Source organism: Variovorax paradoxus, assembly GCF_040544635.1.
GTDB lineage: Bacteria > Pseudomonadota > Gammaproteobacteria > Burkholderiales > Burkholderiaceae_C > Variovorax > Variovorax paradoxus_R.
On the sequence record NZ_JBEPKJ010000008.1, the window covers coordinates 158,676 to 179,808 of the forward strand.

General features: G+C 67.1%; 20 protein-coding genes. 15 read left to right on the forward strand and 5 right to left on the reverse strand.

Features of this window, described 5'->3' with window-relative positions; all coding sequences use genetic code 11:
- The first annotated feature begins 108 nt into the window (after positions 1–108).
- The 3 genes from ABIC94_RS15300 to ABIC94_RS15310 all read left to right on the forward strand — a co-directional run bounded on the left by ABIC94_RS15300 (position 109) and on the right by ABIC94_RS15310 (position 3,482).
- Entirely contained in the window at positions 109–2,283 is a 2,175-nt protein-coding gene (locus ABIC94_RS15300) for a malate synthase G (protein ID WP_354373854.1), read from the forward strand.
- Positions 2,284–2,512: 229 nt separating this feature from the next.
- A complete protein-coding gene (locus ABIC94_RS15305; RefSeq protein WP_354373855.1) occupies positions 2,513–2,815 on the forward strand; it encodes a proteophosphoglycan ppg4 in 303 nt (100 codons plus the stop codon).
- A complete protein-coding gene (locus ABIC94_RS15310) occupies positions 2,799–3,482 on the forward strand; it encodes a L,D-transpeptidase (RefSeq protein ID WP_354373856.1) in 684 nt (227 codons plus the stop codon). Before ABIC94_RS15305 ends, ABIC94_RS15310 begins: the two co-directional genes overlap by 17 nt.
- A 13-nt stretch (positions 3,483–3,495) precedes the next feature.
- Here ABIC94_RS15310 and ABIC94_RS15315 read toward each other — a convergent pair whose 3' ends face one another.
- A complete protein-coding gene (locus ABIC94_RS15315; protein WP_354373857.1) occupies positions 3,496–3,714 on the reverse strand; it encodes a hypothetical protein in 219 nt (72 codons plus the stop codon).
- Between the two features lie 397 nt (positions 3,715–4,111).
- Here ABIC94_RS15315 and ABIC94_RS15320 point away from each other — a divergent pair, with 397 nt between their 5' ends.
- Positions 4,112–4,684: a fasciclin domain-containing protein gene (locus ABIC94_RS15320; protein ID WP_436318022.1), complete on the forward strand. Its 573-nt coding sequence runs from the start codon at positions 4,112–4,114 to the stop codon at positions 4,682–4,684.
- 30 nt (positions 4,685–4,714) lie between these two features.
- Here the strand turns inward: ABIC94_RS15320 and ABIC94_RS15325 are convergent, their stop codons facing one another.
- Entirely contained in the window at positions 4,715–5,650 is a 936-nt protein-coding gene (locus tag ABIC94_RS15325) for a LysR substrate-binding domain-containing protein (protein WP_354373858.1), read from the reverse strand.
- A gap of 82 nt (positions 5,651–5,732) precedes the next feature.
- On the opposite strand from ABIC94_RS15325, the gene ABIC94_RS15330 reads away from it, so the two are divergent.
- From ABIC94_RS15330 to ABIC94_RS15355, 6 genes are all read left to right on the forward strand, one after another.
- Positions 5,733–6,056 (forward strand): DUF2917 domain-containing protein, encoded by a 324-nt coding sequence (locus ABIC94_RS15330; protein WP_354373859.1) that lies wholly within the window; start codon positions 5,733–5,735, stop codon positions 6,054–6,056.
- Between the two features lie 130 nt (positions 6,057–6,186).
- On the forward strand, positions 6,187–7,365 hold the full coding sequence (locus ABIC94_RS15335; RefSeq protein WP_354373860.1) for an acetyl-CoA C-acetyltransferase: 1,179 nt from the start codon (positions 6,187–6,189) through the stop codon (positions 7,363–7,365).
- Positions 7,365–8,168: an enoyl-CoA hydratase-related protein gene (locus ABIC94_RS15340; protein WP_354373861.1), complete on the forward strand. Its 804-nt coding sequence runs from the start codon at positions 7,365–7,367 to the stop codon at positions 8,166–8,168. The genes ABIC94_RS15335 and ABIC94_RS15340 overlap by 1 nt, the downstream gene beginning before the upstream one ends.
- Positions 8,169–8,172: 4 nt before the next feature.
- The gene (locus ABIC94_RS15345; RefSeq protein ID WP_354373862.1) at positions 8,173–9,336 is read left to right on the forward strand and encodes an acyl-CoA dehydrogenase family protein; all 1,164 of its coding nucleotides are present in this window, start codon (positions 8,173–8,175) and stop codon (positions 9,334–9,336) included.
- Positions 9,337–9,401: 65 nt separating this feature from the next.
- Positions 9,402–10,658 (forward strand): 6-phosphofructokinase, encoded by a 1,257-nt coding sequence (locus ABIC94_RS15350; protein WP_354373863.1) that lies wholly within the window; start codon positions 9,402–9,404, stop codon positions 10,656–10,658.
- A 5-nt stretch (positions 10,659–10,663) separates the two neighbouring features.
- Positions 10,664–10,894 carry a cysteine-rich CWC family protein gene (locus ABIC94_RS15355; protein WP_436318024.1) on the forward strand — a complete coding sequence of 77 codons (231 nt, stop codon included), beginning with the start codon at positions 10,664–10,666 and terminating at the stop codon, positions 10,892–10,894.
- On the opposite strand, the gene ABIC94_RS15360 is transcribed toward ABIC94_RS15355, so the two are convergent.
- A complete protein-coding gene (locus tag ABIC94_RS15360) occupies positions 10,885–12,222 on the reverse strand; it encodes a zinc-binding metallopeptidase family protein (RefSeq protein WP_354373864.1) in 1,338 nt (445 codons plus the stop codon). The genes ABIC94_RS15355 and ABIC94_RS15360 overlap by 10 nt on opposite strands.
- 132 nt (positions 12,223–12,354) lie before the next feature.
- On the opposite strand from ABIC94_RS15360, the gene ABIC94_RS15365 reads away from it, so the two are divergent.
- The 3 genes from ABIC94_RS15365 to ABIC94_RS15375 all read left to right on the forward strand — a co-directional run bounded on the left by ABIC94_RS15365 (position 12,355) and on the right by ABIC94_RS15375 (position 15,872).
- A complete protein-coding gene (locus ABIC94_RS15365) occupies positions 12,355–13,839 on the forward strand; it encodes an MFS transporter (protein ID WP_354373865.1) in 1,485 nt (494 codons plus the stop codon).
- Positions 13,840–13,914: 75 nt separating this feature from the next.
- Positions 13,915–15,054 carry an ABC transporter substrate-binding protein gene (locus ABIC94_RS15370; RefSeq protein WP_354373866.1) on the forward strand — a complete coding sequence of 380 codons (1,140 nt, stop codon included), beginning with the start codon at positions 13,915–13,917 and terminating at the stop codon, positions 15,052–15,054.
- A gap of 50 nt (positions 15,055–15,104) precedes the next feature.
- A complete protein-coding gene (locus tag ABIC94_RS15375) occupies positions 15,105–15,872 on the forward strand; it encodes a class II glutamine amidotransferase (protein WP_354373867.1) in 768 nt (255 codons plus the stop codon).
- Positions 15,873–15,883: 11 nt separating this feature from the next.
- Here the strand turns inward: ABIC94_RS15375 and ABIC94_RS15380 are convergent, their stop codons facing one another.
- Positions 15,884–16,753: an NmrA/HSCARG family protein gene (locus ABIC94_RS15380; RefSeq protein WP_354373868.1), complete on the reverse strand. Its 870-nt coding sequence runs from the start codon at positions 16,751–16,753 to the stop codon at positions 15,884–15,886.
- A gap of 50 nt (positions 16,754–16,803) precedes the next feature.
- Positions 16,804–17,739, reverse strand: a complete 936-nt coding sequence (locus ABIC94_RS15385) for an NADP-dependent oxidoreductase (RefSeq protein WP_354373869.1) — start codon at positions 17,737–17,739, stop codon at positions 16,804–16,806.
- Between the two features lie 103 nt (positions 17,740–17,842).
- On the opposite strand from ABIC94_RS15385, the gene ABIC94_RS15390 reads away from it, so the two are divergent.
- Positions 17,843–18,718: a LysR family transcriptional regulator gene (locus ABIC94_RS15390; protein WP_354373870.1), complete on the forward strand. Its 876-nt coding sequence runs from the start codon at positions 17,843–17,845 to the stop codon at positions 18,716–18,718.
- Between the two features lie 188 nt (positions 18,719–18,906).
- Entirely contained in the window at positions 18,907–21,132 is a 2,226-nt protein-coding gene (locus ABIC94_RS15395; protein ID WP_354373871.1) for a TonB-dependent receptor, read from the forward strand.
- The last annotated feature ends 1 nt before the right edge of the window (position 21,133 follow it).

Genomic DNA, 21,133 nt, shown 5'->3' on the forward strand with positions numbered 1-21,133 from the left:
CAGCAAAGTATCGAATAAAGTCGTCGTATGGAACAAGGGCGCAGCCCGGTTCCGACAGACACCGCCTCTCATTACGCTCAGCGATTGCATCGCTCTCAGGAGAAAAACATGACCCTTCGCACCACCGCCCACGGACTCCAGGTTGCGACCGAACTCCATCGCTTCATCGAAGACAAGGTTCTGCCCGCCAGCGGCGTGGCCAGCGACGTCTTCTGGAAGGGCTTCGACGCCATCGTGAGCGACCTCGCACCGAAGAACATCGCACTGCTGGCCGAACGCGACCGCCTGCAGACCGAACTCGATGCCTGGCACAAGGCCCACCCCGGCCCGATCGCCGACATGCCGGCCTACCGCGCCTTCCTCGAAAAAATCGGCTACCTGCTGCCGCAGCCCAAAGGCGCGAAGGCCACGACCGCGAATGTCGACTCCGAACTCGCGCTGCAGGCCGGTCCGCAATTGGTGGTGCCCATCCTGAACGCCCGCTACGCACTCAACGCGGCCAACGCGCGCTGGGGCTCGTTGTACGACGCGCTCTACGGCACCGATGCCATTCCCGAAACCGACGGCGCCGAAAAAGGCAAGGGCTACAACCCCGTGCGCGGCGCCAAGGTCATCGCATTCGCGCGCGAGGTGCTCGACCAGGCCGCGCCGCTCGAAAACGGTTCGCACAAGATGGCGACCGGCTACAGCGTGAAAGACGGGCAGCTGCACATCGCACTGCAAAGCAGCAGCACCACGCTGCGCGACCCGGCCGCCTTCGTCGGCTACCAGGGGGATGCAGCCTCGCCGTCGTCGGTGCTGCTGAAGCACAACGGCATTCACCTGGACATCCGCATCGACCGCAGCACGCCCATCGGCAAGGGCGACGCGGCCGGCGTGAGCGACCTGGTGCTCGAATCCGCGCTCTCGACCATCCTGGATCTCGAAGACTCGGTGGCCGTGGTCGATGCGGCCGACAAGGTGATCGCGTATTCGAACTGGCTCGGCATCGTGCAGGGCACGCTCACCGAAGAAGTCGCCAAGGGCGGCAAGACCTTCACGCGCGGCCTCAACCCCGACCGCGAATACACCGGCGCCGACGGCAAGCCCGTGAAGCTGCACGGCCGCTCGCTCATGTTCCTGCGCAACGTGGGCCACCTGATGACCAACCCCGCCGTGCTGTACGCCGGCGGCAAGGAAATCCCCGAAGGCATTCTCGATGCCGTGGTGACCACCACCATCGCGATGATCGACCTGAAGCGCAAGGGCAACTCGCGCACCGGCAGCATCTACATCGTCAAGCCCAAGATGCACGGCCCGGCCGAAGTGGCCTTTGCCAGCGAGCTGTTCGGCCGCGTCGAGCAGCTGCTCGGCCTGCCCGCCAACACCGTGAAGCTCGGCATCATGGACGAAGAGCGCCGCACCAGCGTCAACCTCAAGGCCTGCATCGCCGAGGCCGCCGCGCGCGTGGCCTTCATCAACACCGGCTTCCTCGACCGCACCGGCGACGAGATGCACACCGCCATGCAGGGCGGCCCGATGATCCGCAAGGGCGACATGAAGTCCAGCGCGTGGATCGGCGCTTATGAAAAGAACAACGTGCTGGTCGGCCTTTCGTGCGGCCTGCGCGGCAAGGCGCAGATCGGCAAGGGCATGTGGGCCATGCCCGACCTGATGGCTGCCATGCTCGAGCAGAAGATCGCGCATCCCAAGGCCGGCGCCAACACCGCCTGGGTGCCCTCGCCCACCGCCGCCACGCTGCATGCGCTGCACTACCACCAGGTGAGCGTCACGGCGGTGCAGCAGGAGTTGGAGAAGATCGACGCCGATGCGGAACGCGACAACATCCTCAACGCGCTGCTGCAGGCGCCCATCGCGGCCGAAGCCAAGTGGACCGATGCCGAGAAGCAGCAGGAAATCGACAACAACGTGCAGGGCATCCTCGGCTACGTGGTGCGCTGGATCGACCAGGGCGTGGGCTGCTCCAAGGTGCCCGACATCCACAACGTGGGCCTGATGGAAGACCGCGCCACGCTGCGCATCTCCAGCCAGCACATCGCCAACTGGCTGCTGCACGGCGTGGTGACCAAGGCGCAGGTCGACGAGACCTTCCAGCGCATGGCCAAGGTGGTCGACGAGCAGAACGCCGGCGATCCGGTGTACCAGCCGATGGCCGGCAACTTCGCGACCTCGGCCGCCTACAAGGCCGCGCAAGACCTGGTGTTCAAGGGTATCGAGCAGCCGAGCGGCTACACCGAGCCGCTGCTGCATGCCTGGCGGCTGAAGGTGAAGGCTGGCGCCTGAAGGTGAAAGCGGGCGCCTGAAGCGCCTGCGCTTTTTTGGCGGCGCACGGCCCTCGGCCGCGTCGGCCCAAGACTTCGGCCGTGCAAGCCGATCACGCCGGCGCACCACGCCCGTCGTCCTACAGCTGACCGCGCGGCCCACCGACCGCGCGGGCGTGTACCGGGGCTAGTTTGAGCATCGGTTGCTCCATCGAGCGATCGATTCACTCATTCCATCCAAGGAGATACTCATGACCCATTCGATCAAGATGGCCATGGCCGCCATTGCCCTCACCAGCGCCGCCGGTTTCGCCATTGCCCAGGGCACTCCGCCGAACACCAGCTCGCCGAATCCAGCGACCGCTGCCGGCCAGCAGTCGCAGCAGAACACCCCGATGGGCACCACCGGCACTCCCGCCACCAACCAAGGCACGATGTCGGGCTCGGCCGGCGCCACCACGACGAACCAGGCGACAACGTCGCCTAGCACGGACATGACGAACCAAGGTGGTTCGCAGGGTTCGATGCGCGTGGCACGTGCCGACCGCAACTGATCGCGCGATGCCGATCGGCTCGCATGGCCGCGGTCGCGGCCTCGCCACCGCCATCGCGGCACTCGCTGCGCTGCTGATCGCGGCACCGCCGGCGCACTCATCGCCGGCGGTTTCCGGCGACACCGAAACCGTGGCCGGCTGGGTGAGCGCGACCGGCGACAACCAGGGCACGCCGTTCGCGATCGTCGACAAGAAAGCCGCCGTGGTCCACATCTTCGATGCGGACGGCAAGCGGCGGGGGTCCTCGCCCATCCTGCTGGGGCTTGCAAAGGGCGATCACTCGGTACCCGGCATCGGCGAGCGCCAGATGGCCGACATCCGCGACGACGAGCGCACCACGCCCGCGGGCCGCTTCGTCAGCGAGCCGGGCCGCAATCTTTCGGGTGAGGACATCGTCTGGGTCGACTACGACGCAGCCGTCTCGATGCACCGGATTCGCGCGACCAACAAGGCCGAGCGCCGGCTGGAACGCCTGGCCACGCCGACCCCGGCGGACAACCGCATCTCCTATGGCTGCATCAACGTGCCCGCCGCTTTTTACGACGCGCACGTGAAGCCGTCATTCGGCACCGCGAAGGCCGTGATCTACGTGCTGCCGGAAACGAGGCCGGCAAGCACGCTGTTCGAAACTTCGACCGCCAAGTCCCCGGCGCTCCAGGCGCGCTGATCCTTTCGGCGCCTCAGTCCTCCCGCCCGAGGCTGCGCGCGGCCTTCTGCAATGCCACCTTCTGCGCACGCCGCTCCGCGCGATGCGTGCGCAAGTGGCGGCCCGCATTCTGATTCGCCTCACCTCGCGCTATGGCAGCCAGAACGGGGTTGCGGGGTGCCGCGCTCGGCACCGAAAAATAAAACCGGCCCAGACGCTTCTGGTCGTCGCGGGCCTTTCGTTGAGCACTCATGTGCGCACACTCCAAAAACAAAAAAGCCCCGGCGAATGGCTGCGCGGGGCCTTTGTCGATGGGCCTCGGCGGATGCATGGATGCACGTCCGGCCGGGGCGGTCGGTGTGCGGGTCAGGTGTTCAGAAAACGGTTCATTGAATTGAGTTGTCGCCCGGGAGGTTGGTCGTCGCCAGGCGCGAATAAAAACTGTTGCTGAAAAAGGAAGGCGGATTCTGGCGAGCGCGCGTGCCGCGCGCAAGTGCCGCGTGCGCGGATGTGGCGCAAAAGCCGACGCGGCTTCGTTCGCGAATCCAATTGCGCATCTGCGCCGTATTGCTCTCAAGCGCATCGCGCCTCCGAGCTGTTGGCGGTTTCCACAGATGTCTTTCCAGAACCACTCTTACCAGGAGCCTTCAATGAAAAAACTCGTGATCGCAGTCGGCGTTTCAGTTTTGCTCGGCGCTTGCGCGGGCGGCATGGGCGTGAGCGGCAGCAACGCCACGCCGTCGAACCCGATGGTGGGCGGTGCCGCGATGTACCCGACGAAGGACATCGTCGACAACGCCGTGAATTCGAAGGACCACACCACGCTGGTCGCCGCAGTAAAGGCCGCAGACCTGGTGGGCACGCTCAAGAGCCCCGGTCCGTTCACCGTGTTCGCGCCGACGAACGCGGCTTTCGCGGCACTGCCGGCCGGTACGGTCGACACGCTGCTGAAGACGGAGAACAAGCCCACGCTCACCAAGGTGCTGACCTACCACGTGGTGCCCGGCCGAATGGACGGCGCCGCGCTCATGAGCGCCATCAAGGCGGGCGGAGGCAAGGCCACGCTCAAGACCGCGAGCGGCGGCACGCTGACCGCGACCATGAGCGGAAGCAGCGTGATGGTGAGCGACGCAAAGGGCGGCACGGCGACAGTGACCATTGCCAACGTCTACCAGTCGAACGGCGTGATCCACGTGGTCGACAAGGTGCTGCTGCCGGGTTGATCTTTCCCCCGCAGGTGCGGCAGCGGGCCTTCAGGTCCGCTGCGCCGCCTCGGCTTCTTCACGCAGCCATTGCGCGAACTCCTGCGCATCGCGGTTGCCCGCGGCGCGCCGCGAGGCTTCGATGAAGTAGCCGCGATGCGAGGCCGCGCCCTCGCCGAGCGGCGCCACGAGCCGGCCGGCCTGCACCAGCTCGCCGAGCAACGGCAGTCGGCCGATCACCACGCCCTGCCCCGCCACCGCGGCGGCCACCGCATCGGCGTATTGCGTGAAGCGCAGCGTGCTCTTCATGCGCAGGTCTTCGAGTCCCATCACCTTGAGCCAGGGTTCCCAATCGGCGGTGGGGGCTTCGCTGTGGTCCGGGTATTCGACGGTGAGCAGCGTGAGGTTCGCGAAGTCCGCCGGCGTGCGCAGGGAAGCGGCGAGTTGCGGCGAACACAGCGGGATCACCGATTCCTCGAACAGCGCCGGGCCGATGCCGCGGCCGATCGGCACGAAGCGCACCGCGAGGTCGATGCGGCTGCTCTCGAGGTCGAGCACGTCGAGCGTGGCCGACACGCGCACGTCGACTTGCGGATGACTGCCGGTGAAGCGCGCCAGCTTCGGAATGAGCCAGAGCGATGCGAAGCCGGGCGTGCTGGTGATCGCCACCTGCCGCGGCGCGGAGCTCGCGCGCACCCGCGCCGTGGCATCGCGCAGGCGCTCCAGGCTGTCGTGCACGGCCCGCTGCATGACGCCGCCCGCTTCGGTGAGCGCCAGCGCACGATGCCGGCGCTCGAACAGCAGCACGCCCAGGCTGGCTTCGAGCTGCTGGATCTGCCGGCTCACGGCCGACTGCGTGAGGTGCAGTTCACCCGCCGCCAGCGTGAAGCTCAGCCGCCGGGCCGCGGCCTCGAAGCTGCGCAGCAGTTCGAGCGGCGGAAGCTCGCCGCCCACCGTTCCAAGGGCTTTCGCATTCTCTGGAGGCATGCAACGAGTTCCAAATTACCGCGTGTAAGGAAGGGGATGACTCACTATATTCATTCGTATCACGAATGCAATGGAGCTTGCCATGAGCACCCGAACATCTTCTTCTTCCCGCTTCCACGTCAGCCTGCCGACCCGTTCGATCTTTGCGGTGCCCGACGGCGCCGGAGTGGGCATCGAATGCCGCAGCGGCTCGGTCTGGGTGACGCTCGACCACGACCCACGCGACATCGTGCTCGCGCCGGGCGACCGTTTCGAGGGCACCGATCACCGGCGCGTGCTGGTGTCGGCGCTGGAGTCGTCGTGCATCACCGTCTCCCACGCGCAGCCGGCCGCCATGCCGCTGCCCGCGCCGGTGCGCCGCCCGTCGCCTTGGCGACTGCCTTCTCTCGGGTTGTCCCCGGCTTGACCTGAGCGCCCCCGGCATCGAACCTCGATGCCATGGACTTCCCAAGCACTGAACGCCGCCGTTGTGACGGGCGGCTTTTTTGCGTTGGGCGTCCGGTTCCCACTGTTTTCTTTTCGAGAAGGACATGACCATGGCAGAGGCATACATCGTGGCCGCGGCACGCACGGCCGGCGGCCGTCGCGGCGGCAAGCTCGCAGGCTGGCATCCGGCCGACCTGGCGGCGCAGATGATCGACGCGCTGGTGGCGAAGAGCGGCATCGACCCGGCAGCGGTGGAGGACGTGATCCTCGGCTGCGTGAGCCAGGTGGGCGAACAGGCGACCAACATCGCGCGCAACGCGGTGCTGGCGTCGAAGCTGCCCGAATCGGTACCGGGCACCTCGGTCGACCGGCAGTGCGGCTCGTCGCAGCAGGCGCTGCACTTCGCGGCGCAGGCCGTGATGTCGGGCAGCATGGACGCGGTGATTGCGGGCGGCGTCGAAAGCATGACGCGCGTGCCGATGTTCACGCCCAACGCGCTGCCGGCCAAGGCCGGCCTGGGCACCTACATGAGCCCGGCCATGAAGCAGCGCTACCCGGGCGTGGAGTTCAGCCAGTTCACCGGCGCCGAGATGATCGCCAAGAACTACGGCATCGAGAAAGACGCACTCGACCGCTATGCGCTCGAAAGCCATCGCCGCGCCATGGCCGCGAGCCGCGAGGGGGCCTTCAACGACGAAATCGTGCCCATCGAGATCCTGCTGGCCGACGGCGCGCGCAGCGGCGAACGGCACATGGTGGATGAAGGCATCCGCTTCGACGCCACGCTGGAGGGCATCGCGGGCGTGAAGCTGATTGCCGAAGGCGGGCGCTGCACCGCCGCCACCGCAAGCCAGATCTGCGACGGCGCGAGCGGCGTGCTGGTGGTGAACGAACGCGGCCTGAAGGCGCTGGGCGTGAAGCCGCTCGCGCGCATCCACCACATGAGCGTGATGGGGCACGACCCGGTGATCATGCTGGAAGCCCCGCTGCCCGCCACGCAGCGCGCGCTGCAAAAGGCCGGCATGCGCATCGAGGACATCGACCTCTATGAAGTGAACGAAGCCTTCGCGCCCATCCCCATCGCCTGGCTGCAGGCGCTCGGCGCCGATCCGGCGCGGCTCAACGTGAACGGCGGCGCGATTGCGCTCGGCCATCCGCTGGGCGCCTCGGGCACCAAGCTCATGACCACGCTGATTCATGCGCTCGGCCGGCGCGGCAAGCGCTACGGGCTGCAGACGATGTGCGAAGGCGGCGGCATGGCCAACGTCACCATCGTGGAAAGGCTCTGATGACCACGCAGCCCTACGTGCTCTATGAGCTCGCCGACGGCGTCGCCACGCTCACGCTGAACCTGCCGGCCAAGCTGAATCCGATTGCGCGCGACCTGCAGGTCGAACTGCGCGACACGCTGGAGCGCATTCGCGACGACCGCGCGGTGCGCGCCGTGATCCTGACGGGCGCCGGCAAAGCCTTTTGCGTGGGCGCCGATCTCAGCGCCATGACACCCGGCGAGGAAGGCAAGTCGCTCGGCGACCAGACAGCCGAATGGATGCAGTCGCTGAGCAACCCGCTGATCGAAACATTGCGCACGCTGCCTGTGCCGGTGGTGGCCGCGGTCAATGGTGCCGCGGCGGGTGCGGGTGTCGGCCTGGCGCTGGCGGCCGATGTGACGATTGCGGCGCGCAGCGCCTACTTCTACCTGTCCTTTCTGCCCAAGCTCGGCATCGTGCCGGACCTGGGCTGCACCTGGGCCATTCCGCGGCGCGCCGGCAAGGCGCGTGCCATGGGCATGGCGCTGCTCGACGAGCGCCTGAGCGCGGGGCGCGCGGTGCAGTGGGGCCTGATCTGGGCCTGCGCCGACGACGAACAGCTGCTCGAGGAAGCGCGCGCCATTGCGCAGCGGCTCGCCCGCCTGCCGGCGCATGCAGTGGTCGAAGCACGCGCAGCCTTCGAAGCCTCGGAGCGCCACACGCTGGCCGAACAGCTGCACTACGAAAGCGAGCGCCAGCGGGAACTGATCGACCGCCCCACCTTCCGCGAAGGCGTGAGCGCCTTCCTGCAGAAGCGCCCCCCGGTCTTCGAGAGCCGGTGACATCATGATCGAACGCACACTTTTCAGCGCCGACCACGAGGCCTTTCGCGACAGCTTCCGCCGCTTCATGGACAAGGAGATCGCGCCTTTCCACGAGGCGTGGGAAGAACAAGGCTACGTGGACCGCGCCGTGTGGTCCAAGGCCGGCGAGAACGGCTTTCTCTGCATGGCGCTGCCCGAGGAATACGGCGGCGCAGGCGCCGACCTGCTCTATTCGGTGATCCAGTTCGAGGAGCTCTGGGCGCGCGGCTTCACGGGCATCGGCTTCGGGCTGCATAGCGAGATCGTGGCGCCGTACCTCCTGCGCTACGGCACCGAGGCACAGAAGCAGCACTACCTGCCCAGGCTCGCGAGCGGCGAGATGGTCGGCGCCATCGCGATGAGCGAGCCCGGCGCGGGCAGCGACCTGCAGGCGGTCAAGACCAGTGCCATTCGGCAGCCCGACGGCAGCTACGTGCTCAACGGCAGCAAGACCTTCATCACCAACGGCTGGCATGCCGACGTGGTGATCGTGGTCGCCAAGACCGATCCGGCCGCGGGCGCGAAGGGCACCAGCCTGTTCCTCGTCGAGCGCGGCATGCCGGGCTTCGAGAAGGGCAAGCGGCTCAAGAAACTGGGGCTGAAAGCGCAAGACACCTCGGAACTGTTCTTCAACGACGTGCGGCTGCCGGCCGATGCGCTGCTCGGCGATGCCGCGCAACTGAACCGCGGCTTCGTCTGCCTGATGGAGCAGCTGCCGTGGGAGCGGCTGCAGATTGCGATCAGTGCGGTGGCCGCGTCGCAGGCCGCCATCGACCAGACCGTGGCCTACGTGAAAGACCGCAAGGTGTTCGGCCAGCCGGTCGGCAGCTACCAGAACACGCGCTATACGCTGGCCGAACTGCAGACCGAAGTGCAGGTGGCGCAGGTGTTCGTCGACAAATGCATCGAGCTGCTGATGGCCGAAAAGCTCGATACCGCCACCGCCAGCATGGCCAAGTACTGGACCACCGACCTGCAGTGCAAGGTGATGGACGAGTGCGTGCAACTGCACGGCGGCTACGGCTTCATGTGGGAGTACCCGATCACGCGGGCGTACGCCGATGCGCGGGTGCAGCGCATCTACGGCGGCACGAACGAGATCATGAAGGAAGTGATCACGCGCGCGCTGGGCCTGGGCGGGCGCTGAAACCGGCCGGAACCGGCCTGAACCGACCACTGGCGCCCGACTTGAGCCTGCGGGAGAATGGCCGCATGCCCATCCTCAACGCCTTCTACGCCCAATCGGGCGGCGTCACCTCGGTCATCAACGCGTCGGCCTGCGGCGTGATCGAGACGGCACGAAAACACCCGGACCGCATCGGCAAGCTCTATGCCGGGCGCAACGGCATCATCGGCGCGCTGACCGAGGAGCTGATCGACACCGGCGCCGAACCGGCCGAGGCCATTGCGGCGCTGCGCACCACGCCCGCGGGCGCGTTCGGCTCATGCCGCTACAAGCTCAAGTCGCTCGAGAAGAACCGGCGCGAATACGAGCGGCTCATCGAAGTGTTCAAGGCCCACGGCATCGGCTATTTCTTCTACAACGGCGGCGGCGACTCGGCCGACACCTGCTTCAAGGTGAGCCAGCTGTCGCAGTCGCTCGGCTACCCGCTGCAGGCCATCCATGTGCCCAAGACCATCGACAACGACCTGCCGCTGACCGACTGCTGCCCGGGCTTCGGCTCGGTGGCCAAGTACGTGGCGGTGTCGACCCTCGAAGCCTCGTTCGACGTGCGCTCGATGGCGGCCACTTCCACCAAGGTGTTCGTGCTCGAGGTGATGGGGCGGCATGCCGGGTGGATTGCCGCGGCGGGCGGGCTTGCTGCGGACCACGGCATTCCGGTGGTGGTGCTGTTCCCCGAAATCGAGTTCGACAAGGCGCGCTTTATCGCGCGGGTCGACGAGCTGGTGAAGCAGCACGGCTACTGCTCGGTGGTGGTGTCCGAAGGCTGCCACTACCCCGACGGCACCTTCCTGGCCGAGCAAGGCACGCGCGACGCGTTCGGCCATGCACAACTCGGCGGCGCCGCGCCGGTGGTGGCGCAGATGGTCAAGGATGCGCTGGGCCACAAGTTCCACTGGGCGGTGGCCGACTACCTGCAGCGCGCGGCACGGCACATTGCCTCGGCCACCGATGTGCGACAGGCCTACGAACTGGGGCAGCGCGCGGTCGAACTCGCGCTGGAAGGCCGCAACGCGGTGATGCCGACCATCGAACGCACCTCCGATGCGCCGTATACCTACCGCATCGGCAGTGCGCCGCTCGAAGCGGTGGCGAACGTCGAAAAGCCGATGCCGCGCGACTTCATTTCGGACGACGGCTACGGCATTACCGACAAGTGCAGGCTCTACCTGCTCCCGCTGATCGAGGGCGAGGACTACCCCGCCTACCGCAACGGCCTGCCGGTGTACGCCACGCTGCGGAACGTGGCCGTGGCGAAGAAGCTGCCGGCCTTCGCGCTCGCCTGACGACCATGGCAGCTGTCCTGGACACGATCGACGCGACGCGCTGCCCGCTGTGCGGCGAACAGAACCGCTGCGCCATGGAAGTCGCGCGCGAAACCGGCGAACCGCAACCACCCTGCTGGTGCATGGCGACGGATTTTCGCAATGCCCCGCTGGCAGCGCTGCCGCCGGAATCGCGCGGCAAGGCCTGCATCTGCGCCCGCTGCGCAGCGGGAACGCCCGCTTCGCCTCAGGACTGAGCCGCGTTCTGCCCCTGGCTTTGCGTCTGTGACTGCGCCGGCGCAGGCTCTGGCGCCGTTGCGGCGCCTGTCGATGCCGTGCCGTCGCGTTGCTCCGTGATCACGCAATGGATGAACTGGAGCTTGCCGACGGCCACGCGCGGCAGCACAAAAGGATAGTAGTCAGGCTGCCCCATGCTGCGCGAGAGCTCGTTGAGCACGTTGGTGAGCAGCACCCAGCCGTTGAGGAAGTCCAGGAACTTGGCGGCACCGGGATGCCCGGGCTGCCAGAGGTCGTCCGTGGTGAACAAATCGCTTGCAAGCTCGACGTTGGTGGCGTCCACGCCAAAGCTCATGGCCGTGTCGACGGTGTCGGCCATGTGCAGGTAGTGCGCCCAGGTTTCAGCCCAGTCTTCCCACGGATGCATGCTCGCGTAGCTGCTCACGAAGCGGTTCGCCCAATCGGCCGGAGGCCCTTGCTCGTAGTGCCGCTGGAGCGCCGCGGTGTAGTCGTCGCGCTCGTCGCCAAAGAGCGCGCGGAACTCGTCGAGCCACGGCGTGGGCTGCACCAGCAGGTCCCAGTAGTAATGGCCGATCTCGTGGCGGAAGTGCCCCAGCAGGGTTCGATACGGCTCCCGCATTTCGGCCCGGATGCGCTCGCGCACGGCATCTTCGGCTTCCTCGGCGTTGAGGGTGATCACGCCGTGCTCATGGCCGGTCATCACATGCGGGCTGCCCGGCATGTTGCTGAGAAAGTCGAAAGCCAGGCCGTGCGCCGGATCGGCGTGGCGGCTCACCACCGGCAGCCCGAGCGCCAGCAGTTGCGAAATGAGCCGGCGCTTCGCATGCTCGAGCTTGCGCCAGAGTTCGCCGTTGCTTTCCACCGAAAGGTCTGGAATCGTGCGGTTGACGCTGCATGCCAGGCAGTAGCCGGGCGCGAGGCCGTCGGTACTGAACGAAGGCTCGTCGCCCTCGCGCGGGGCCGGCACCATCCAGTTGCAGCTGGCGGCGGTCATGAGGTTCGCGCAGCGGCGATACCTCTTGCCATCCGGATCACCGAACACGGTGAAGGTGTCGAGCCCGGCATGCCCGTCCTCCGCTTCACCCTGGGGCTCGTCCTGGGCGGGCGCCAGCGGCACGACGCCGAGACGATCGATCACATACCCGAGCGGCGTGCGGCAGGCCAGGCACTGGCTGTTGCGCAGGAACACGGGACGGCCGCACTGGCAGCGGTAGGCGCGGCTGACCGTCGGCGCGGCCAGCTCGGCCGCGAGGTTGGGTGCCGCGTCCGCGGTGTGCGGATCGGGCGCATCAGCTTGATCGTCGGGTTGATCGGATTGGGGGTCCATGTCGTTTTTTGATTCTCGAAAGCAGGCGGGACAGCGGGTGCATTGTGCGACCGGCGCATCTGCACCCCGCTCGCGCAAAGACCGATATGCTTGTAGGACGACGGACCCGCACCGAAAGCCGGCCGCCGCCTCATGACCCCCACTCCCCCGCCTGAAGCCGCACCGCCGGCCCCGCCCACCCTCGGCACCATGCGCGAACGCTACGGTCCGCGCTACCGCTGGTTCCTGCTGCTTTCAGTCATGGTGGGCGTGATGGCGTCGATCATGTCGTCGACCATCGTCAACGTGGCGATTCCGGGCATGAGCCACCACTTCTCGCTCGGCCAGGAGCGGGCGCAATGGGTGAGCTCGGGTTTCATGGTGGCCATGACCGTTTCGATGCTGACCACGCCCTGGCTGCTGTCGCGCTACGGCTACCGGCGCACCTACGTCGGCACCATGGTGCTGCTGCTCGCGGGCGGCGTGGCGGGCGGCCTGGCCAACAACTTCACGCTGGTGCTGCTGGCGCGCGTGGCCGAAGGGCTTGCGGCCGGCGTGGTGCAGCCCATTCCGGCCATCATCATCCTGCGCGCCTTCGAGCCGCACGAGCAGGGGCGTGCCAGCGGCATCTTCGGCATGGGCGTGGTGCTGGCCCCGGCCATCGGCCCGAGCATCGGCGGCGTGCTGGTCGACCTGTTCGGCTGGCGCTCCATCTTCTTCATGGTGGTGCCGTTCTGCCTGGCCTCGCTCTGGCTGGCCTACAAGTTCGTGCCCACCACGGCGCCGGGCGGCGTGGCGGCCACACGCGGCAGCGGGCTCGACTGGCGCGGCCTGGCGCTGGGCACGGCCGGCACGCTCTGCCTGCTGAACGGGCTGGTCGAATTGCGCGGCGATTCGCCGGTTCAAGCGGCTCTGCTGCTGGCCGGCGCGCTGGCGGCCTTTGCGGCCTTCATCTGGTGGCAGCGCCGGTTCGCGGCCTCGGGCGGCACACCGCTCATGAACCTGGCGCTCTTTCAATACCGCCAGTTCGCCATGGGCAGCGTGGTCGCCTTCATCTACGGCACGGCGCTGTTCGGCTCGACCTACCTGCTGCCGGTGTACATGCAGGTGGGGCTCCAGCTGTCGGCCTCGCACGTGGGCACCATCCTGCTGCCGGCGGGCATCGTGCTGGCCGTGACCATCGCCGGCGTGGGGCGGCTTGCTGACCGGCAACCGACGTGGCTGCTGGTGAGCACAGGCCTTGCGCTGCTGGCGGCATCCTTCGCGCTGATGATGGTGCTCAGGCTCGACAGTGCCCTGTGGCTGCTGGTGGCGTTCGCCATCATCGGGCGCATCGGGCTGGGCTTCATCCTGCCTTCGCTCAACCTGGGATCGATGCGGCCGCTGGCCAAGCCGCTGATTCCGCAGGGCGCCAGCGCCATCAACTTCCTGCGCATGCTCGGCGGTGCGGCGGGCGTGAGCCTGTGCGCCATCGTGCTCGAGTGGCGCCTGGCTGCGCATGGCGATTCGCTGGCCAATGCCGTGAGCAGCCCGGCGCGGCTGGCGGCCTTCGACGAGGTGTTCCTGATGCTGGCCGCGCTGTGCGCGATTGCCATTTGCGCGGCCTGGCAGTTGCGCCAACCCGCGCCGCAAGGGTAACCCCCAAGTAATACATAAGCACCCATCGCTTCTAATTGTTAGCATTTGTTAATCAACCATGGGGATGGGTCTTTCATGCAACGCAGAAATTTTGTCGCCTCGACGGCGGTTTTCGCCGCGGGCCTGGCCCGTCTCTCATCCGCACAGGCCGCCGAGGCGGGCGTGACCGACACCGAAATCGTGCTCGGCAGTTCGGCCGTTCTGAGCGGCCCGCTCGGCTCGCAGATCAAGGTCGTGCACAACGGTGCCGGGCTGGCTTTCGATGCGGTCAATGAACAAGGCGGCGTGGGCGGACGCAAGATCAAGCTGGTGGCGCTCGACGACGAGCTGAAGCCCGAGAAGGCGCTGGAAAACTACGGCAAGCTGATCAACGACCATCGCGTGTTCGCATTCTTCGGCTGCGTGGGCTCGGGCACCACGGCCGCCGCGGCCAAGCTGCTGCAGCAAAGCGGCGCGCCCAGCGTCGGCGGCTACGGCGTGGGCGACAGCGCACGTGAACGCGTGGCGGGTTCGGCCTACTTCGTGCGCGCCAGCAATGCGCGCGAAGCGCAGGCCCTGGTCGAGCACCTGTCGACCATCGGCGTGAGCAAGATCGCCATCGCGCACCTGGACAATCCCGGCGGCGTCGAGGCTGTGAAGCTGATCGAGGCGGCCATGGCCACGCACAAGCAGACCCCGACGGTGGTGGTCTCGGTGAAGGGCGACGGCTCGACCTCCGCCGCCGGCGGCAAGGCATTGGCGGACAGCCGGCCCCAGGCCGTGTTGATGTACCTGGCCGGCACGGTGGCCGGCGAGGTGATCAAGGCCACCTACGAGGCCGGCAGCAAGCCGATGTTCTACGGCATGTCGATCGTGCCGGGCGAGGTCACGGCCAAGGTGGTGCAACTGCAGGCCAGCGGCCTGGCCATCTCGCAGGTCATGCCCTATCCCTGGGGCGAGGTGGAATCCGTCACGCGCGACTACCGCCGCCTGGCCGAACGCGCGCAGGTGCCGGTGGGCTACGGCAGCTTCGAGGGCTACCTGAACGGGCTGGTGATGGTCGAGGCGCTCAAGCGCACCGGCCGCGACCTGACGCGCGCCCGCCTGCATGCAACGCTGCGGGCATTCAAGCTGCGCCTGGCCGGCATGGACATCGATTTCTCCGCCGGCGCCACCACCGGCTCGCGCTTCATCGAAATGGTGCGCGTCACGCCCGAAGGCCGCTTCGTGCGCTGAACGGGCGGGCCGGTTCGCCGGGCAGGCGGCGCTCGCGCTTTAATAGCGCCATGTGCCAACTGCTTGGAATGAACTGCAACACGCCCACGGACGTGACCTTCAGCTTTACCGGCTTCGCCCAGCGCGGCGGCCGGACCGACCACCACGCGGATGGCTGGGGCATTGCTTTCTTCGAAGACCGCGGGCTGCGGCACTTCGTCGATCACATGCCCGCGAGCGAATCGCCGGTGGCCGAGCTGATCCGGCGCTACCCCATCCAGAGCCGCAACGTCATTGCGCATATCCGCAAGGCGACCCAAGGCGCCATCAACCTGCAGAACTGCCACCCTTTCGTGCGCGAGCTGTGGGGCCGCTACTGGGTGTTTGCCCACAATGGCGACCTGAAGGACTTTCGCCCGCGCCTGCACGGCAACTTCCATCCGGTGGGCAACACCGACAGCGAGCACGCCTTCTGCTGGCTGATGCAGGAACTGGCCAAGTCGCATGCGGGCGTGCCGAGCATCGAGGAGCTCACGCTCACGCTGCGCGAACTGGCGCCGCAGCTCGCGAGCCACGGCACCTTCAACTTCATGCTGTCGAACGGGCAGGCGCTCTGGGCCCATGCCTCCACGCAGCTCTGGTACGTGGAGCGCCGCCACCCTTTCGTGACCGCGCAGCTGTCGGACGAAGACCTCGAGATCGACTTTGCGAAGCACACCACCCCGAATGACCGGGTGGCGGTGGTGGTGACCACGCCGCTCACCACCAACGAGACGTGGACACCGTTCGCGCCCGGCGAACTGCACGTGTTCGTGGACGGGCAGCTGGCGCGGCGCTGACATCGGGCCGCCTACGACGCGGCAGTGGCCTCCTTGACGAAGTCGGCGTACTTGCGCAGAGGGCGCCCGAGGATGGCCTGCAGGCGATCCGCCGCGCCGTCGGCACCGTGCATGCCGAACTTCTGGATCCCGGCCATCATCAGGCGCATGTCGTAGGCAAGCCAGGACGGCCCCCACGTGGCCATCTGCGCTTCGAAGGCCGCCACGTCGTCCCCGCCGTAAGTCACTTCGCGACCGGGCGCGGCACTCCAGATACGGGCCACCGACTCTCCGGTCAACAGCTCGGGCCCGACCAGCTCCAGCGTGGTGCGCGGTGACGGCGCGGGCGCGCGGTCACGGCGCAGGAGTTCGGCGACCGCGGTGTCCGCGATGTCTCGCGCATCGATCATCGCGACGCCCGTGGAGCCGATCGGCATCGGGTAGACGCCGTAGCCCTGGATCACCTGCTGGACCGTGCGATCGTTCTGCATGAAGTAGGCTGGCCGAAGGATGGTCGCCGGAATGTCGAGGCTCTCGATCATTCGCTCGACCGTGTGCTTGCCGGTGAAGTGCGGCACATTGGTGAACTTGTCCGCATGAATGACCGACAGGTAGACCACGCGCTCGATGCCGGCCTCGCGCGCCAGGTTCAGCGCGACGAGGGCCTGGGTCACTTCGTCGGGCGTGACGGCGTTCAGCAGAAACAGCGTGCGCACCGACGACAGTGCCGCGCGCAACGAGGGCACGTCGGTCAGGTCGCCGACGACCTCCTTGACGCCCGCCGGAAAGCTTTGCTTTCCGGGGGTGCGAACGAACGCGCTGACTTGGGCGCCGGCGGCCGCCAGGCCTTGGACGACGAGGGAACCGATGGTGCCGGTGGCACCTGTGACGAGAATGCTCATGAAAATCTCCAGGGGTTGAGGGGAAACGGGTCAGAGGGGCAAGGGATCGATCAGCGCGAGAAGTCCGCGACGACCTTGCCGATGCGAGGGTCGGTGCGATTGCGTTCGATGGCTGCGGGGATGTCGTCGAAGCCCACGACTTCGCCGAGCTTCGAAATCAGCGTGCCTTCGGCGATCTCCGCCGCCAGCCGTTCCAGCAGGGCGGCGTCCGGCTTGTTCATGAACCACAGTCCGCGGCGGCCGGCCGGCGTGCGTGCAAGGATGTCGGGCGAGGAGGTGCCGACGATTGCGCCCTCCTTCGTCAACACCTGCCAAGAGCGATCGAGCACTTCGCCGCCGACGTAGTCGAGCACCAGGTCGATGTCCCGCGCAACCGATTCGAAGCGCTGGGTCCGGTAGTCGATGACGTGGTCCGCGCCCAGGCTGCGAACGTAGTCGATGTGTGCGGTCGATGCCGTTGCGAAGACTTCGGCGCCTGCCCGCTTGGCGTACTGCACGGCATAGCCGCCCAGTCCGCCCGCTGCACCGTGGATCAGGATCCGCTGGCCTGCGCCGATCGGACCTGCGTGGTGCAAGCTCTGCCAGGCTGCCACGGCGGCGACGGGGATGGCGGCCGCATGAACGTCGTCCAGGCCCTGCGGCGTGCGCACCAGGTTCACCTCGTCGACGGTCACGAAGTCGGCATAGGCACCCAGCCCGCCCAGCGGCCCCATGACGCGGTCACCCACGCGAAAGCGCGAAGCGCCGGGGCCGACCGCCTCGACAACACCCGCGAGCTCGATACCCAGCACGGCGGGCAGTTGCAGCGGAAAAGCCTGCTGAACCAGGCCGTCACGAACTTTCCAATCGATGCCGTTCACGCCAGCGGCGCGAACGCGAACCAGAACCTGGCCCGGTCCGGCGGCAGGCCTGGCGATCTCGGTGACCTCGGCGGCGGCAGCACCGCCATAGGCTCGGATCAGCACAGCACGTTGAGTGGTGGTCATTTCAATTTCCTCATCTCGAAGTTGCGATGAGGAGAAGATAGGCCGTTGCATTCGCAAAACGAAGACGCGAAAATGAAGACACCTCGTCTCAAATTCGGAACACATGGACCTGAACGCATTGACCGACTTCGCGCTCGTCGCAACGAATGGAGGCCTCGGAAAGGCAAGCCGCGCGAGCGGGAGATCGAAGGCGACCCTGTCCCGGCGCATCACGGACCTGGAAGAACAGCTCGGCGTGCGGCTCATCGAACGTAGCGCCCGCGGGCTCAAGCTCACGGAAGCCGGCCAGATGCTGATGGACCGCACCGAAGGGCCGATGCACGAGGTGGCTGACGCCATGACCTCCGCACGCGAGGGCTTGTCGGTACCGCGCGGACGCTTGCGCATCGCCTCGCCGGTGCTGTTCTCCCAGCTTGCGATGGGTCGCATCTCCGCCGAGTTCTGCGCGGCTTACCCCGAAGTCACGTGCGAGGTGGTGGCGGAAGATCGCCTGGTCGACCTCGTCGAGGAGCAGTTCGACGCCGCGATCCGGATCAATCCAAGCCCGGACAGCAGCCTTGTGGGCCGGTGCTTCGCCAAGGACCGGTTGGTGGTGGTGGCCGCACCCTCTGTGCCGGTGCCGACGCCAGGCAAGGTCTGCCCCGTTCCCGGCATCGTTTCAACAAGCTTTCAAGCCGGGAACTGGACGCTCGACGACGGACGCCTTGTCATCGAGCCGATCCCGAGGCTGAGACTTTCCTCGTTCCTGATGATCCGCGACGCTGCAATCGCCGGCGCCGGGGCAGCCCTGATTCCGCAGTCCATCGCATGGAACCAGCTGACGCGCGGAGAACTGGTTCAGTGGGGCATGGTGTCGAGCGCGGAGGTCGCGCTCTGGGTCCTGCACACATCGAGGCGACTTCCTGCGCCGAAGGTTCGGGCGTTTGTCGAATTCATGTGCGAGCAATATCCGCAGGGGTCTCTCGTACTGAATGGCTAGGGGACTGGTCGGCGGGCAGTCGCGGCGGTCGCGGAGGGCGGGTTCATGGAGGCGAAAGCCGCAGGCCAGGCGATCCAGCTGACAACTTTTCTCTGACACTTTTCCGCAACAACGCAAGAAAGTATCGAAAACGCTGGCTTGCCGTCGAATAATAACGGTTCTCATTTGTATTTCAGATCGAACCGCTCATGCCCGTTGCTCCGTTTCTCCGGCTTCGCCCGACCGTGGCCGCCTCACTGCTCGCCCTTCACGCCGTCGCAGCCCTTGCCCAGACCACCACGGCGGAACCCGCTGCCGCCCCGCCGATCGCCGCCCCTGGCGGCACGCTGGCCACTGTGACTGTCGAAGCGAGCGCCGATGCTTCGGCCGAGGGCTTGACCAAGCCCTATGCCGGCGGCCAGGTGGCGCGCGGCGGGCGCGTCGGCATCCTGGGCAACCAGGACATGATGAGCACGCCGTTCTCGAGCACCAGCTACACCAACGAGCTCATCCAGGACCAGCAGGCCAAGAGCGTCGCCGACGTGCTGCTCAACGACCCGTCTGTGCGCCAGGCGCGCGGCTTCGGCAACTTCCAGGAGTTGTACGTGGTGCGCGGCTTCCCCGTGTACTCGGACGACGTGGCCTACAACGGCCTGTACGGCATGCTGCCGCGCCAGTACATCGCCTCTGAATTCTTCGAGCGCGTGGAAGTGTTTCGCGGCGCCAACACCTTCCTGAACGGCGCCGCGCCGGGCGGCAGCGGCATCGGCGGCGCGATCAACCTGCTGCCCAAGCGTGCGTCCAACGAGCCGCTCACTCGCGTCGGCTTCGGCGTGCAGACCGGCGGCCAGGGCTACGTGAACCTCGACCTGGCGCGCCGCTTCGGCCCCGACGACAGCCTGGGCGTGCGCGTGAATGCCGTGCGCCGCGAAGGCGGCACCGGCGTCCACAAGGAGAGCCAGCAGCTCAGCGCATTCGCCGTCGGCCTGGACTGGCGCAACCGCAACGTGCGCCTGTCGGCCGACTTCGGCTACCAGGACTACGACCTGAAGGACGGCCGCCCGAGCCTCACGCCCTCGTCGGCGCTGCCGATTCCGCGTGCGCCCGACGCCAGCACCAACTTTGCCCAGCCCTGGACCTATTCGAAGGAAAAGGACAAGTTCGCCACCTTCCGCGGCGAAGTCGACATCACCGACAACATCACCGCCTGGGCCGCCGGTGGCGTGCGCCGCAGTGACGAAGACAACGTGCTGGCGAACCCGACGCTCGCCGACGCGTTCGGCAACACCAGTGGCACGCGTTTCAGCAACACGCGCAAGGACCGCATCGGCACCGCCGAATTGGGCGTGCGCGGCAATTTCGTGACCGGACCGGTGAAGCACACGGTGGTGGCTTCGGCCGCCACATACAGCAACGACCGCGACAACGCCTACACGATCTCGCGCGGCAGCCTGCGCAACAACATCTACGCGCCGTACGCGTCGCCGTTCCCGGTGGCCAACGGCTTCACCGGCAACACGCTGGAAGACCCGCGCCTGACCGACAAGATCGACACCTCGAGCGTTGCGGTGGCCGACACCATGTCCTTCATGGACGACCGCATGCTGGTCACGCTTGGCGTGCGTCGCCAGACGATCGAGCAGACCAGCTTCGCCTACAACACGCTCAAGCAGTCGAGCACCTACGACAAGAGCAAGACCACGCCGGTGGCCGGCGTGGTGTTCAAGATCACGCCGACCGTGTCGGCCTACGCCAACTACATCGAAGCCCTCGTCAAGGGCAACGTGGCGCCCGGCACGGTGAACAGCCGTCCGGTCACCAACGCCGGCGAGGTGTTCGCGCCGTACCAGGCCAAGCAGAAGGAAGTCGGCGTCAAGTACGACGGCGGCACGATCGGCGCAAGCGCTGCCTTCTTCACCACCGACCAGCCGACCTACCAATACGAGGGCCAGACCTACGGCCTCTACGGCAAGCAGCGCAACCAGGGCCTGGAGTTCTCGGTGTTCGGCCAGCCTGCCAAGGGCCTGCGCCTGCTGGGCGGCCTGACGCTGCTCGACGCCAAGCAGAAGGAAACGCAAGGCGGCGCCACCGACGGCCGTACGGCCATCGGCGTGGCCAAGCAGCAGGCCAACCTCGGCGCCGAATGGGATGTGCCGGGCGTGCGCAACCTGTCGCTGAACGCGCGTTTGCTCTACACCTCCAAGCAGTACGCCAACGCCGCCAACACGCAGCAGATCCCGGGCTGGACGCGCTTCGACATCGGCGCGCGCTACCTGGTCGACCTGGGCAACGGCCGCGCGCTCACGCTGCGCGCGCGCATCGACAACTTGTTCAACAAGTCGTACTGGGCCTCGGTGGGCGGCACGCAGGGCTCCAACTACCTCACGCTCGGCGCACCGCGCACCTTCGCGGTGAGCGGCACCATCGACTTCTGAG